The organism is Rhodococcus sp. MT28, assembly GCF_058792695.1.
Genome location: NZ_JBXAFD010000001.1, coordinates 1690777 through 1704976, shown reverse-complemented (window position 1 = coordinate 1704976; position 14200 = coordinate 1690777). Strand labels below are relative to the sequence as shown.

Genomic DNA, 14200 nt, shown 5'->3' with positions numbered 1-14200 from the left:
GCTGATTGCCATCACCCCGACCTGCCATCACCCCGACCTGCCATCACCCCGACTAACGAGAGCGATCGATGACTATCACCATTCCAGGCTTCGACTACCAGCAGATTTCCACAGCAGACGGAGTGCGGCTCAACGTCGCGGTCGGCGGAAGCGGAACACCACTCGTCCTTCTGCACGGCTTCCCTCAGACTCACCTCATGTGGCGTCACGTAGCCACTGCCTTGGCGTCGGATCACACCGTCATCTGCCCGGATCTACGCGGATACGGAGCCAGCGACAAACCGGTCGAGGAAAACCCGGACACCTACTCCAAACGAACAATGGCTGCCGACATCGTCGAGGTGGCGAGGAAATTGGGACACGAGAAGTTTGCCCTCGTCGGCCACGATCGTGGCGCACTGGTTGCCGTCAGAGCGGGGCTGGATCATCCGGATGTGATCACGCAACTCGGCTCGCTGGACGTGCTCCCCACCCTGGATATGTGGGACATCCTGCATGGATCGAATGCTGCTGTGGCGTTCCATCTCTATCTCATGGCTCAGCCACCTGGTCTTCCCGAGCAGATGATCAGCGCCAGCGCCGATGCGTTCTTCGAGTACTTTCTCGACGTGTGGACGCAGAACCGCGAAGCGATTCCGGTAGACGTGCGGGCGGAATACCTGCGCGCCTCACGGGAGGCGGTGCCGTCGATCGTTGCCGATTACCGGGCGTCGGCAGGCATCGACATCGAACACGATCAGTCCGATCGGGAGGCGGGCAACCAACTGCACATGCCGGTCACGGTCATTCAGCAGGACTGGGGCTCGATGCTCGGCTACGACGCCGAGGCCCTGTGGAAAGCGTGGGCGCCCGATCTCGAGCACCGCACGCTGTCCGCAGGTCACTTCATGGCAGAAGAGGCGCCTGCCGAAGTGGTCGAGGCGATCCGGACCCTACTCGAGAGGTAGTTTTGACGCTTCTCGGCTGTCGAGGTACTGGCGAGCGCATCACGTGCGTCGCGAATGGACGAGGGGGATCGATGGGTTTCTCGCTGCACTTCATGCGGGTGACGAAGGACGTGCAACTCGATGTTGATCGGGCGGCGGTCGCCGCTTTCCTCGATCAGCACGGGCTGCGCGTGGTCGAGAGCCCGTACGGAGGCGAGATCGTCGACCGTGACGACAGGGCATTGACGATCGACGGGGCCTTCTCCGACCTTCATCTCGACTCGCTCGAGCAGAGCGATCCACTCAGTGGTGGAATCTTCCACGCGACGCTGTCGCCTGCCGAGTGCGCGTTCGTCTACGACCTCTGCTCGGCGGCTGGGTTCCTGATCGTCAACCCTCAGGGTGACCCGACGTTTCTCGTTCCCCAGCGCAATCACGAGCCCGACGACGTTTCCGAGTTGGAGGACGTCGTCTGGGTTGAAAGCGCCGAGGAACTGGCGAGGGCGCTCACCGGTGGTTTCCAAGCGTTCCGCGAGTTTCGGGACCGCGTGACAGGACGAGCCGCCGGTGCCGAATGATCGGGGCCCCGTCGGGTTGACGAAGGTCGGGTTCTACCGCTTGACCCCGGCCGCCAAGTCGTCGACGAGAACCTTGGCGGTCAAGGCGTATCCCGCGGCCTTGTAGTAGTCGAAGGGAATCACTCGACCAGCCTGCGCGGCGGGCAGACGCTGCCACGTCGGCGAGGTGTACACGCTGCCGGAGGCGCTGCGATCCAAGGCGAAGATGACGTCGGCTTCTTCGAGACGGTTGAACTGCTCCGATCCGAGCATCACGCGAAGGTCGGCGCCTTCACGGAGCACCTCGAATCCCAGGTCCTCGGCGACGGCGGTGCGGAAATCGTTCTGGAACCACGCGATCTGATCCTCCGCGGCGGCGACGAAGGCAACCTTCTTGCCGGCCATCAGCGGTTCGACGGTCGGGCGGACCTGAGCTACATGGGCGTCGTACTCGGCGAGTACTTCTTCGGCGCGATCGCTGCGCCCGATGCCGGTGAGGAAGTCCGACATGACCTTCCGCCACTCCGGGGTGAAGTCCTTGCCGACGGGCAGGACCGGTGCGATCTGCTGCATCCGGTCGTTGCCGTACGACCCGGTGTCCCACCAGCCGGCGCTGAGGACGAGAAGGTCGGCGCCGAGAGTCGAGATGTATTCGAAGTTGGGATCGGAAGCACCTTCGGCGAAGATCTCGACACCCGTGGCATCCGGGACCTCACGGCGCAGGTGTTCGGCTGCGCCGGTCGGGTAGGCGGTCACCGGGTATCCGGCGAGGATCGACAATTCGAGGCCGTCCCGCGGATCGAGGGCAACGACGTTCTGTGGGTCCGTCGGAATGATCAGCTTCTCGTCGCCGCGCGTGAACTCGAAGGTCTCCGCGTTCTCGGGCGTCGAACTTTCCGTGCTGCCGCACGCGGCGAGAAACGCGGCCGCAGCGACGCCCGCGCCGACGCCGAAGAAACCGCGTCGCGTCAGGTTGTCCACGATCGCCCAGTAGTCGCGATCGGTCGTGGAGGGAGAAAGGAGTCGAGTCATGCTTGTTAGGTTAGCCTTAGGGGCTGTCTTCGGGAATGCTGAAACAGCTCCCGCGAACGCCAAGAAATACGGCGAACACGCCAGCACAGAGAGTGTTGTCCGCGTCACCGGCAGGTCTGATTCACAACCCACTTTCGACCTCTGACGTGCATGACGTCACAACCGGCCGCCTCCTCGATCGCGATTTGGCCCTGATCGCGCCGACTATGCTGAGTTGACCAGCAGTACGATTTCGGAGGTTGCAATGCAGATCACCAGCGTCGGCCACGCAGGATTTCACATCCAGACCGAGGCCGGATCCATCCTGTGTGATCCATGGGTGACCCCGACGTATTTTGCGTCCTGGGTGCCGTTCCCCGACAACACAGAGTTGGACTGGGACGCGCTGGGCAACTGCGACTACCTCTACGTCTCGCACCTGCACAAGGACCACTTCGATCCGAAGAATCTGATCGCGCACGTCAACAAGGACGCCACAGTCCTGCTCCCCGATTACCCGGTGCCGGACCTCAAGCGTGAACTCGAGAAGCTCGGCTTCCACAAGTTCTTCGAGACGGAAGACTCCGTCAAGCACACCGTCAGCGGTCCCAAGGGCGATCTCGACATCATGATCATCGCTCTGCGCGCTCCCGCGGACGGTCCGATCGGTGACTCGGGCCTCGTCGTCTCGGACGGGGAAACCACCTGTTTCAACATGAACGACGCCAGGCCCGTCGACCTGGACCCGCTGACCGACGCCTTCGGGAAGGTCGACATCCATCTGCTGCAGTACTCGGGCGCGATCTGGTACCCGATGGTCTACGACATCCCGAAGGGCACCAAGCGCAACTTCGGCAAGCAGAAGCGTCAGCGTGGCATGGACCGCTGCCGCAACTACATCTCCCAGGTCGACGCTGCCTGGGTTGTCCCGTCGGCCGGCCCGCCGGTCTTCCTCGACGACGACCTGCGTTACCTCAACGACGATCACGGCGACGAGGGAAACATCTTCCCCGACCAGATCACGTTCCTCGAGCAGATGCGCATCAACGGCAACGATCGTGGTCTGCTGATGATCCCCGGCTCGGCCGTCGAACTTCGCGGAAGCGAGAAGGTCGCGCTGACGCATCCCATCCCGGACGCAGACGTCGACAAGATCTTCTCCAACAAGGCCGAGTACATCGAGAAGATGGCGCAGAAGATGGCACCGGTCATCGCCGCGCAGAAGGCCACGTGGGCTCCGGCCGAAGGCGAGCCGCTGCTCGACGGTCTCAAGGCCAAGTTCGAGCCGATCATGGCTCAGTCCGATCTGATCTGCGACGGAATCGGCTACCCCGTCGGACTCGTGATGGGAGAGGAGACGGTCGTCCTCGACTTCCCGAAGCGGATCGTTCGTGAGCCCATCGACGGAGAAGGTAAGTACCGCTACGGCTTCCGCATCGCTCCCGAACTGGTTCGCACCGTTCTGCGCGACGACGAGCCCGACTGGGTCAACACCATCTTCCTGTCGACACGCTTCACGGCGTGGCGCATCGGTGGGTACAACGAATTCCTCTACACGTTCTTCAAGTGCCTCACCGACGAGCGCATCGCGTACGCCGACGGCTGGTTCGCCGAGGCCCACGACGACAGCGCGTCTATCGAGTTGGGCGGGTACGAGATTCAGCGTCGTTGCCCCCACCTCAAGGCTGACCTGTCGAAGTTCGGTGTTGTCGACGGCACCAACCTCACCTGCGATCTGCACGGCTGGCAGTGGGATCTCGAGACCGGCCGCTGCAAGACGTCCAAGGGCCACGAGCTGCGCACCAGCAAGCTGAGCTGAACCGAGCTCGTCGGGTGACGGGATACAGCAGGTCGCTGATCGGCCTGGCGACAGCGCTCGCCGGGTTGGCCGGTTACGTCGACGCGCTCGGATTCATCACGCTCGGTGGGCCTTTCGTTTCGTTCATGAGCGGCAACATGACGCAGGCGAGCGTCGCATTTGCCGACGGGGTGTGGTCGACCGCGAGAGTTGCCGGCGGAATCATCGTGCTCTTCCTCCTGGGAATCGCGCTGGGAACCGTCGTCACCCACTTCACGGAGCGCTATTCGGTCCGGGCTCGCAAGGTCACGGTGCTCGCGGTTGTAGCCGGGCTGCTGTCCATCGGTTCGGTGATGAGCAGCCTCGACGTCACCCCCGGCGCGATCTCGGCGATGGCCTTGGCGATGGGAGCCGTCAACTCGGTGTTCCAGCGCGACGGCGAGGTGACGATCGGTGTCACGTACATGACCGGTGCGCTGGTCAAGATGGGCCAGCGTCTGACCGGAGCCTTTCTGGGTGGCCCGAAGTGGGCGTGGCTGCAGCACTTCGGGATGTGCGCGGGGTTGATCGCGGGCGCGGTGGTCGGTGCGCTCGTTCATCGGTGGATCGGTCTTCACGCTCTGTGGCCCGCATCGGCGTTCACGGTTGTTCTGATCGCCGTTGCCTGGCAGGTCTCGCCCCCGTCTCCGGCAAAGGTGTAGAAAGAGCCAGACACAAATCCGGGGGTACAGGGGGAAGCAGTGGATGCTCTGATCATCGTGGTGCTCGGACTGCTCGGAATCGTCGCGGCCTCGACGCTCGGAGCGCGGATCGGAGTCGCAGCACCGTTGATTCTGGTGATGGCCGGGATCGTTGTCAGCCTCTTACCATTTGTCCCAGCAGTGGACATCGACCCGGAATGGATTCTGGCAGGCGTGCTTCCGCCACTGCTGTACTCCGCCTCGGTCTCGATGCCGTCGATGGAGTTTCGGCGTGAGTTCGGTGCCATCGGTGGGCTTTCCGTTCTGCTCGTGGTCGTGAGTGCGCTTGTTCTCGGTGTGTTCTTCTCCTGGGTGATACCAGGACTCGGTATCTGGTGGGGCATTGCACTCGGTGCGATCGTGAGCCCGACGGATGCCGTCGCGACGTCCATCGTCAAGAAACTCCCGGTCTCGCCGCGGGTGGTGTCGATCCTCGAAGGCGAAAGCCTGCTCAACGACGCCACCGCTCTGGTTCTGTTGCGTACTGCCATCGCCGGGGCCGCCGCATCGGTGTCGCTGTGGAGTGTGTTGGGCAAGTTCGCTTTTGCCGTCGTCGTGGCCGCGGTCATCGGAGTTGTCGTCGGCAAGGTCAACCTGATGGTTCGCGCCCGTGTCACCGATTCGACGGTCAACACGGTCATCTCGTTCACGGTGCCGTTTCTGGCGGCGATCCCCGCCGAAGAGTTGGGTGCGTCAGGGTTGGTTGCTGCAGTCGTGGCCGGGCTCGTCACCGGCTACGACGCTCCTCGGAAGCTGTCACCGCGACACCGGTTGTCCGACTCCCAGAACTGGCGCACAGTCGAATTGGTCCTCGAAGGTGCGATCTTCCTGGTGATGGGCCTCGAACTCTCGTCGATAGTCGACGATGTCCGGGTCGACCACGAGGGCATATCCACGGCGGTCTTCGTGGCGGCGGGTGCACTGTTCCTCACGATCTTGGTGCGGGCTCTGTACGTGGCCCCGCTCCTGCGAGCGCTCCAAGCGCGGGCGAATTTTCGTGAACGCATGAAACCCAGACTCTCCGACATCGCGAATCGCCTCGACAATCCCGAGGATTACCCGCCAGACGAACGACGCAGCAGGCGCCGGGCACCTTCGGCGAATCAGATGGAAAGGTTCAAGGTTCGGGTTCGGCGGACGGTTGCCGATATCGACTACTACCTTGCTGCGCCGTTGGGATGGCGTGAAGGCACGATCGTCATCTGGGCCGGCATGCGCGGGGCGGTCACTCTGGCTGCAGCGCAGACTCTGCCGGAAGACACCCCGAGTCGATCGCTCCTGATCTTGGTTGCGTTCCTGGTGGCAGCAGGCTCGTTGATCCTTCAGGGAGGAACGTTGAAGCGCGTCGTAGTGGCGACCGGTCCGGCAGCGCAGGACCTCACCGAATCCGAACTAGACGAGCATCGCAGGTTGCTCGACCTCCTCGAAGATGCTGCTGCGAGTGTCGTTCCGCCAGAGGGTCGGTCGAAGAAGAGGATCCGCCTCGACGTGATCGACGCGCAGCGTCAGGCACTGCTCGACGCACGTGACGATGGCGTGTTCGACGCACGGATGCTCGGATCGGCACTTGCCGCGCTGGATGCCGATCAGATCAGCCTCGAACTCAAGGGCGGTCCGGACGGTTGATCACGTGCACAGTCTCTTTCGAGCGGACGTCATCATTGCCCGCGTGATCACGCCGTGCAGTACCTGAACGGGTGCGAAGTAGATTCGGCCCGCGCGGTTCTTCAGCTCCACGGCGGTGACGACGTGCAGGAGGCCGGCGTCGTTGTCGGCCTGAACCGAGGCGACGAATCGTAGGTGTTTCTCGTCCGCTTCGATGAGGGCCTCGCCGTCGGCGATCTTGTCGACGGCAAAGGTGTCGGGGCGTCCCTTGGCGATGCCGAGCAGTCCGACTATCCGCTCCCTGAGCCAGAACATCGCGAGGACGGGTGCGGGGACATTCCTGACGTCGAAGACTGCCTGCGCCCACTCCTCGGATGTATGGGTCGGAACAGACGGGATGGTGATCGTGGTGGCTTCTGCCCAGTCCGGTGCAGGCATTGCCTTGAAAGCGAGTGTCATTTCGTCCTCCGTACGGTGCCGTATGGAACTTACCCATACGGTACCGTACGGAGGTGACGAATGCCCGCGCCCGACTCTCTCGCGACCAGTGGATCGATGCGGCTTTCCAGGCTCTGACAAGCCATGGGCCTGATGCAGTTGCAGTGGAAAAGGTGGCGCGCACGCTCGGATCGACCAAGGGTTCCTTTTATTGGCACTTCGCCAACCGCGACGAATTGCTGCAAGCTGCGCTAGGCCGGTGGGAAGTTTTGGCAACCGAGAGACTGATCTCCTCCGTCGAGTCCTCTGGTGAACCGGCGGAGGTGAGGTTGCGTCGTCTGGTGGATTCGGTCACGACCGGATTGGCCGATCGTCGTGCGGAGTTGGAACTGCTTGCCGGGATCGACCATCCTTTGGTTTCGGCGGCGGTTCGACGTGTCACCGAGCGTCGAGTTACCTACATCGTGACGTTGTTGGTCGATCTGGGGATGGACAGGCAGAAAGCGGAACATCGTGGCGTACTTGCGTATTCGATGTACCTGGGGCAGATGCAACTGGTGCACAGTGCGCCCGATGCGGTTCCTCGCGGCGATGTGGACGCTCACGCGCTCGCCGACGAGTTCGTGAACATGGTTCTGGCCAGGTAAGTCCGCCGTCGAACGCAGCGTGATCTGCGCATCACCCTGCGCTTTCAGGTGAGGGACCACACATTGCGCGTAACCCATAGTTACAGATACTTTGAGGTCAGCTGAAGTGGGGTGCCGGATATGTCGACATTTCCCGGAGGCGCAAAACCGTTTCACGACAGGAAGAAAGGTGACTCACCATGAGCGTTGTGCTTATTTCGTTGCTGGTCGCCGCTGGACTCACCGTGCTGGCCACCAGTGACGGTGCCGGTCTGGACTTCGGGAGTCGGCAGCTGAACCGCCAGTTGAAGGCCCGCACGCACCGGTAACCCCGGAAATCGGCCGGCTCCACGCGATACTTCGCGGAGCCGGCCGTTTGCGTTGTTCCGGTCAGTTCACTCCGAGATCTACCAGCCAGGCCCGGGTGCTGCGGGCGACGATGCCCAAGGCAACGGCAGAACCCGTCGCGGAGTCGAACGCGACGCTGTCGGCAGATTCGAGCCCCGTGTAGAGCTGGGAAACCCCGACTGCTGCGCCCGCTCCGATGATCGGCGCAATCGACGCACCGAAGGCATCGGGCGTCACGGCTTCGAAAGTTACCGCGCGCGAGAAGTGTTCGGCGAATGCCTCGGCGAGTTCGATGCCGGTGATCGCCGGAATCTGTCCGATGTCGACCGCGTCCGGTGCTACGTCGAGAGTCAGGGCCGCAACGGCTGCATCAGCGACGTCGAGATGTGAACTCCATGCGACCGCGAGATCGGCACGCAGTGGGTAACGCAGGACCCCTTCGTCTTTCACCCCCGACAGCACGGTGGGCAGAAGAAGATTCTCGAGGAACAAACGCGGGGTCAGGACGGTCACCGCGATACCTTCGGCGCGGAGTCCGTCGACGAGCTCGGAGAGAACGGGTGTGTTGGGACCGGCAAGCGGCGAAGTAGCGTCGCCGGTCACCGTGCCGCTGGTAGAGATCACGAACCGCGAAGGACGTGTCACTCTTGCTGCTGCCAGAACGTTGTGGGCGTAACCAGCTAGCGTCTCGGTGTCACCGGCGAGTGGCAGGTGGAAGAACACCCCGTCTACCCCGCGATAAGCATCGGCGAGAGAGTCGGCTGACGCATTGTCCGCGACGACGGTGTTCGCACCCTCGAACGTCTGGTCAGGGTTACGGGTGATTGCTCGGACTTCGGCACCTGTAGATCCGGCGAGAGCCGCGACCAATCCCGCGAGAACGGGAGAACCCTGTGCGCCGGTGGCGCCATGCACTGTGTAAGTCATGACGCCTATAGTTCAGATTGGGAACCAGTTACTTCAAGTGAACTAATGGGGAATCGATGAGTGAATCAGGTCACGTGCTTCCGGAGTGCGGCGTCGCGCGCTTTCTGCTGGTTCTGGACGGACCGTGGGCAACGCTGATCGTTCGTGAGCTCACGCACGGCCCGATGCGCTTCACGGAACTACGACGCGCATTGCCCGGCATCAGTCCCAGGACACTTTCCGCCAGGCTCAAGCGATTCGAGGAGTTCGATCTGGTGACCCGGACTGCCTACGCCGAGGTGCCGCCGCGAGTGGAGTACGAACTCACCGCGACGGGGATGGAACTGCGCTCCGTGCTCGAAGCGATGGTCGAGTGGGCGGATCTGGCACTCCCCGTTTCGTGACCCTGCCCTCAGTGCGGGCCCGAAAGTCCAACCCGCAGAGCGCCGCAGGCCTCGAACATCGCATCTTGACCGGTATGGCCGACACCGGTGGTGTTGACGAAGGCATGGATCAATCCACTGTGACGCCTGAGTGCAACCGGGACTCCGGCCTCTCGCAGCCGGTTCGCGTATTCCTCACCCTCGTCGCGTAGTGGGTCGAAACCGGCGACGGCAACGTACGCGGGCGGTAGGCCGGCCAGGTCCGGAGTGAGCAGCGGTGAGACTCGCGGGTCGAGAGCCGAAGCGCCGCCCGACAGGTAATGGGCTGCATACCAGTCGAGTTGGGCGTCGGTGAGAAAGAAGTCGGTGCCGAACATCTTGTGCGAAGGGCGCTTCGACGAAAGGTCCACCCAGGGGAAGAAGAGCAGTTGGAAGACTGGTTTGACGTCGTCTTCGGTCGTGGACTGCGCGACGACGGCAGCCAGGTTCCCGCCCGCGCTGTCTCCGCCTACCGCAATGGATTTCGGATCTGCACCCAGATCTGTGGCATGCTCGACGCAGTACCGGAATGCGGCGACGGCGTCATCGACCCCGGCGGGGAACGGGAACTCCGGCGCTAACCGGTAGTCCACCGACAACACACTGACCTCGCCGTGGCGGGCCAGGAAGCGGCACACACTGTCGCCGCTCTCGAGGCTGCCGAGGACGAACCCGCCGCCGTGGAAGTACACCAAAAGTGGAGCGGGCGTTGAGACTCCGGCCGGGCGATACAGCCGAGCCGGAATCGCGTGATCCCCGGCCGGGATCTCGAGGTCACGTACCGTCTCGATGTCGATGGGCGTACCGCCGAACAGTCGCGATTCGGCGTCGATCTGAGCTCGTCCCTCTTCGACCGGAAGATGCTCGAAGCTCGTACCTTCCACTGCCGAGAGCAATCGCAGTGCAAGCTGGATCTCGGGGTGCAGAGTCTGTCCGTCGATCTCCTTCGGCTTGCCACCGAGAATGCGCTGCGCGCCGGTCGGTAAGGCGCCGACGACATCGAGCACCACCCGCGCAACACGATCTTGGACAGACATCTTCTCCGTGGACATACTCGCCTTCCGTCGGCCGATCACCCGTCGCTTGTACGTTACGAAAGAACCGGACAAATATCCAGGAATCTCGACGCTCGCGATCAGCTTGCCGGCGTCACCGTGACCGTGACGGGGCCCGCGTCGTCCGCGGTTTCCACTGTGAGAAGACGGCTTTGGGGGTTCCAGTTCACGATGTCGGCGCCCGCGACGTCGACGCCGCCGGGAAAGCCGCTTTCGGGTAGGTAGATCTCGGTCGGTGCCGTCACTGCGGGGTTCGGGGTGAACGTCAGCTGAAGGCGGTCGACGGTCGAGGACCATTCGGTGGGTGTGCCCGCGACGGCTCGCGGATATGGCTTGTTCAGGGTGTCGACGAGGAGTGTCTGCGATCCGTCCGGCAGGTACGGGCCCCAAGGACCTGGATCACTGGACCAGTAGGAGACACCCGCGCCGAGTTCTCGGGCGGTCGTGTAGACGCGGTCGATGTAGTCGGTTGCGCCGGGCAGTGTTGTGTCGAGCCCGAATTCGCCGAGAATGATCGGAACGCCGCCGAGTACGTTGCCTGCGATGTGTTCGACGCTGTCGCGCCAGGTGTCGATGGTCGCGTCGGTGAGTGTGCGTGAGAGGCCGGAGTATCCGTCACCGAGGTCGAGGGGCAGCGGGTACAGGTGTGGGCAGTAGGCGATTCGCTGTTCGCCGGCTCGTGGGTCGTTGATCTTCGTGAGCCCGCTGGGGACACCTTGGTTGACGCCGACGGCCTGCGGGGCCACACACACCCAGCTGTCCTGATCAACTTCCCTGATGGCGTTGGTGGTTCGCTGATACAGGGCAGCGAGGGGCCCACCTTCGAAGGCGGGGCCTTGGAGGGAACCGCCCCACGGCTCGTTCATCAGGTCGTATGCCACGACGGTGTCATTGCCTGCAAAACGTTCGGCCACCACCTGCCAGGCGTTCGCGTAGTGCTCGACCAGTTCGGGATGTTGGCCGGTGGTGTTCCAGAAGTTGTCGAATGCACGCATCACACCGGGTTGGACGTAGTACAGCTCCCACCGGTCTTGAGGGCTGACCGGAAGGCCGTCCATGTAGGTCGCCCAGGCCGGCGCGCCGTTGCCGATGTTGCCGGCGCCGTTGCCACTGTTGCCCTCTGGTGTGATCGCGCCGGAGTAGACGTCCTGATGCATGTCGAGCATGACCTTGTAGCCGCGCTCGGCGTACCAGCTGACTCGGTCCTCGACGCGGTCCAGATATTCCTGGTCGTACTGTCCCGGCTCTGGCTCCACCGAACGCCAGGAGATCAGGAAACGCACGAAATTTGTTCCCATGTCGGCATGTTCGCGCTCGAGATCGGCTTCGGTGAACTTCGGCATGCCGTCGGGTGCGCTCTTTGCGCTCGACGCCGTGTTGAACCCTCGCAGGATCAAGGAGCGCCCGGCGTCGTCGGTCAGGTACGACGGTGGCACCGACGTGCCATCGGCGCTCCCCGACGTGGGCAGGCTGCCCTGAGCCGCGGCAATTCCGCCGCCCAGTATCAGTGAGCCCGCGACTATCAGTGCTGAGAGCGGGATACGACGCACGGAAACTCCTTCTGGGTGTGTGGATGGATTGACTTGTCCGAATGGGGATTCGGCCCTGGGCTTGAACGCTCGGTGTCGATTCACGTCGGTTGGCTTACGCTGGTCCGCCCGTTTTCGATGTGTCCGACGAGCACGCGCTTGAATTCAGGATCTTCGTCGACCGTCACGGCGGCCTGATACCAGCCGTCCACCGAACGCACCGTCCACCGAGAGTGTGCACCGGCAGCGAGTTTGCGTCGGTTTCCGTCCACATTGACCGTCAGTGCACGACTTCCGGAATTGGTCGCCGTCAGTACAAGCGTGCGCGTCCCTGCGTCGACAGTTGTCGAGACGTCGAGCGAGGCTGCCGCACTGTCTGTAGCTCCGCTGAACTCGCGCCTGAAACCGTTGGGACCCAACAGGGTCAGGCTGTAGACGCGATCACTGAGCGCAACGGTGTCATCGACCTCACCCAGGAGGTCGTAATGCCGTGGCTCGTCGAACTCACCTGCGTACGGGTACAAGGCCAGGTGCGTTGATGCGGCGCCGGTATTGGCCAGATGGACCGCCAACGAGCCGGTTTCCGGGTTCACCGTCGTGTAGGCGTCGGGTTGATAGGGAAGGGCCCGTGCTGGTCGAGTGCCGCTTTCCTGCAGGGGCATTCTCTGTTCGGTGGGCGGGGTCGGTGTCCACCGCGGTTCCAGCGGCGGAGTGGGTTGCGGGCGAGCCAAAGTCGGTCGGCTGCGCGGGTTGGCGAAGTCGAACGCCGACGTCAGGTCGCCACTCACCGTGCGTCGCCACGGGTCGATTTCCGGTTGCGTGATTCCGAACCGCGTCTCCAGGAACTGCGTGACGGACGTGTGGTCGAACACCTGCGAACAAACGAAACCGCCAACAGTCCACGGCGAGATGATCGTCATCGGCACCCGCGGGCCGAGACCGAGCGGCTGATTGCCGACCCATTCGGTTTCGACCGAGCGCGGTGGTCGAGGTGGCGGTACATGGTCGAAGTACCCGTCGTTCTCGTCGAAGTTGACGATCACGGCCGTCTTCGCCCACAGATCGGGATCGGAGGCGACGGCGTCGAGCACTTGATAGAGCAGTGTTGCGCTCGCCGCAGGTGACGAACCCGATGGATGCTCCGAATCCACCTCGGACGGAACGAGATAACTGACTTGCGGCAGTCGGCCCGACTCGACGTCCTTCCTGAACTCGGCGGCCAGTGTGCCGGGCCGGGATCGGTACAGTGCGCGATCGTAGAGTTGGCGATCAGCGGGCGACAGTTGGTCTGCAGCATTCTCGAGGGCCAGTACCGCTGCTTCCTGGACCGGCGCCGGCATCGACGGCAGGGCGAGATAGAACCCGGCCAAGGTCTGCAGTTCGTAGGGGAGCAGGCTTGGCCGGCCAAGCAGCCCTGCCGCCACTTTCTTGAAGGCAGTGAAGTATTCGAGGTTGTTGTCTCCGAAGTTGTCCCACTCCTGGTAGGTCTTCCAGGAAATGCCGGCGGACTGCAACCGCTCGGGAACCGTCGTCCATCCGTAGCCGGCGTGCCAGGGGTTGTAGGCCGCATTGGTTACAGCTCTTCCCTCGGGGCCGGGCGGATCCGAAGGCAGGACCGACTCGGTCGGATTGGGCGAAAGTGGCTCGTATCCGGTGTATCCAGAGACCCAATAGTTCCGGTTGGGGCTCGTCGATGTCGGTACGGAGCAGTGGTAGGCGTCGCAGATCGTGAACGCGTCCGCCAGTTCGTAGTGAAAGGGAATGTCTTGCCGGTCGTAGTAGGCCATCGTCGTGCCGGTTTTTGCCGCGATCCAACCGTCGTGCCAGCCGTCGGCGAGTGCGGCATGTCCGCCCGCCCAGCTGTGGTCGAGTCCGGTCACGTTCTGGGTGTCCATGCGTTGCGCCGCAGCCGAATCGCGGATAGGGAAGGGGAGCACAGGACCGGTAGGCCCGGGTTGTTCGAAGACGCTGTGGCCGCCGCGCAGACGCAGCGCATTCGGATCCCCGAATCCGCGAACACCCCTCAGTGCGCCGTAGTAGTGATCGAAAGATCGGTTCTCCTGCATGACGAGGACTACATGCTCGATCGAATCGAGCCCGCCGGAGTTTGCGGGTGTCGCCAGTACACGTTGAAGCGACGGCGGCAGAAGGGAAGTAGCGGCGACTGCAGTTGCACCGACCCCGGCGGCGAGAAACGACCGTCGAGAAAGAGAGTTCCTGGACACTTGTGCTCCATCGA

General features: G+C 63.1%; 14 protein-coding genes. 8 read left to right on the top strand and 6 right to left on the bottom strand.

The features are described from left to right. The first annotated feature begins 68 nt into the window (after positions 1 to 68). Together AC1Q6C_RS08170 and AC1Q6C_RS08165 are read left to right on the top strand one after the other, a co-directional pair. Positions 69 to 947 (top strand): alpha/beta fold hydrolase, encoded by an 879-nt coding sequence (locus AC1Q6C_RS08170; protein WP_003942926.1) that lies wholly within the window; start codon positions 69 to 71, stop codon positions 945 to 947. Positions 948 to 1018: 71 nt separating this feature from the next. Further along, positions 1019 to 1504: a hypothetical protein gene (locus AC1Q6C_RS08165; protein WP_054825108.1), complete on the top strand. Its 486-nt coding sequence runs from the start codon at positions 1019 to 1021 to the stop codon at positions 1502 to 1504. 33 nt (positions 1505 to 1537) lie between these two features. On the opposite strand, the gene AC1Q6C_RS08160 is transcribed toward AC1Q6C_RS08165, so the two are convergent. Further along, the gene (locus AC1Q6C_RS08160) at positions 1538 to 2515 is read right to left on the bottom strand and encodes an ABC transporter substrate-binding protein (protein ID WP_193594788.1); all 978 of its coding nucleotides are present in this window, start codon (positions 2513 to 2515) and stop codon (positions 1538 to 1540) included. Between the two features lie 244 nt (positions 2516 to 2759). On the opposite strand from AC1Q6C_RS08160, the gene AC1Q6C_RS08155 reads away from it, so the two are divergent. From AC1Q6C_RS08155 to AC1Q6C_RS08145, 3 genes are read left to right on the top strand one after another with little or no spacing between them, the layout of a single operon-like run. Next, entirely contained in the window at positions 2760 to 4313 is a 1554-nt protein-coding gene (locus AC1Q6C_RS08155) for an MBL fold metallo-hydrolase (protein WP_003942885.1), read from the top strand. 14 nt (positions 4314 to 4327) lie between these two features. Then, the gene (locus AC1Q6C_RS08150; RefSeq protein ID WP_003943143.1) at positions 4328 to 4993 is read left to right on the top strand and encodes a YoaK family protein; all 666 of its coding nucleotides are present in this window, start codon (positions 4328 to 4330) and stop codon (positions 4991 to 4993) included. A 39-nt stretch (positions 4994 to 5032) separates the two neighbouring features. After that, positions 5033 to 6658 carry a cation:proton antiporter gene (locus AC1Q6C_RS08145; protein WP_003943093.1) on the top strand — a complete coding sequence of 542 codons (1626 nt, stop codon included), beginning with the start codon at positions 5033 to 5035 and terminating at the stop codon, positions 6656 to 6658. On the opposite strand, the gene AC1Q6C_RS08140 is transcribed toward AC1Q6C_RS08145, so the two are convergent. After that, a complete protein-coding gene (locus tag AC1Q6C_RS08140) occupies positions 6659 to 7096 on the bottom strand; it encodes a DUF2867 domain-containing protein (RefSeq protein WP_007730272.1) in 438 nt (145 codons plus the stop codon). Between the two features lie 53 nt (positions 7097 to 7149). Between AC1Q6C_RS08140 and AC1Q6C_RS08135 the strand changes: the two genes are divergently transcribed. Beyond that, positions 7150 to 7722, top strand: coding sequence for a TetR/AcrR family transcriptional regulator (locus AC1Q6C_RS08135; RefSeq protein ID WP_208690097.1), 573 nt, complete (start codon positions 7150 to 7152; stop codon positions 7720 to 7722). 179 nt (positions 7723 to 7901) lie between these two features. Continuing rightward, positions 7902 to 8030 (top strand): hypothetical protein, encoded by a 129-nt coding sequence (locus AC1Q6C_RS08130; protein ID WP_257237575.1) that lies wholly within the window; start codon positions 7902 to 7904, stop codon positions 8028 to 8030. A 61-nt stretch (positions 8031 to 8091) separates the two neighbouring features. On the opposite strand, the gene AC1Q6C_RS08125 is transcribed toward AC1Q6C_RS08130, so the two are convergent. Continuing rightward, positions 8092 to 8976: an SDR family oxidoreductase gene (locus AC1Q6C_RS08125; RefSeq protein WP_083056259.1), complete on the bottom strand. Its 885-nt coding sequence runs from the start codon at positions 8974 to 8976 to the stop codon at positions 8092 to 8094. A 56-nt stretch (positions 8977 to 9032) separates the two neighbouring features. Here AC1Q6C_RS08125 and AC1Q6C_RS08120 point away from each other — a divergent pair, with 56 nt between their 5' ends. After that, on the top strand, positions 9033 to 9359 hold the full coding sequence (locus AC1Q6C_RS08120; RefSeq protein WP_019745900.1) for a winged helix-turn-helix transcriptional regulator: 327 nt from the start codon (positions 9033 to 9035) through the stop codon (positions 9357 to 9359). An 8-nt stretch (positions 9360 to 9367) separates the two neighbouring features. Here the strand turns inward: AC1Q6C_RS08120 and AC1Q6C_RS08115 are convergent, their stop codons facing one another. The 3 genes from AC1Q6C_RS08115 to AC1Q6C_RS08105 form a co-directional block, all read right to left on the bottom strand. Continuing rightward, positions 9368 to 10429 carry an alpha/beta hydrolase gene (locus AC1Q6C_RS08115; RefSeq protein WP_081305499.1) on the bottom strand — a complete coding sequence of 354 codons (1062 nt, stop codon included), beginning with the start codon at positions 10427 to 10429 and terminating at the stop codon, positions 9368 to 9370. An 83-nt stretch (positions 10430 to 10512) separates the two neighbouring features. Next, positions 10513 to 11982, bottom strand: a complete 1470-nt coding sequence (locus AC1Q6C_RS08110; RefSeq protein ID WP_081558883.1) for a cellulase family glycosylhydrolase — start codon at positions 11980 to 11982, stop codon at positions 10513 to 10515. 80 nt (positions 11983 to 12062) lie between these two features. Continuing rightward, a complete protein-coding gene (locus AC1Q6C_RS08105) occupies positions 12063 to 14186 on the bottom strand; it encodes a phosphocholine-specific phospholipase C (RefSeq protein ID WP_214925824.1) in 2124 nt (707 codons plus the stop codon). Between the last annotated feature and the right edge of the window lie 14 nt (positions 14187 to 14200).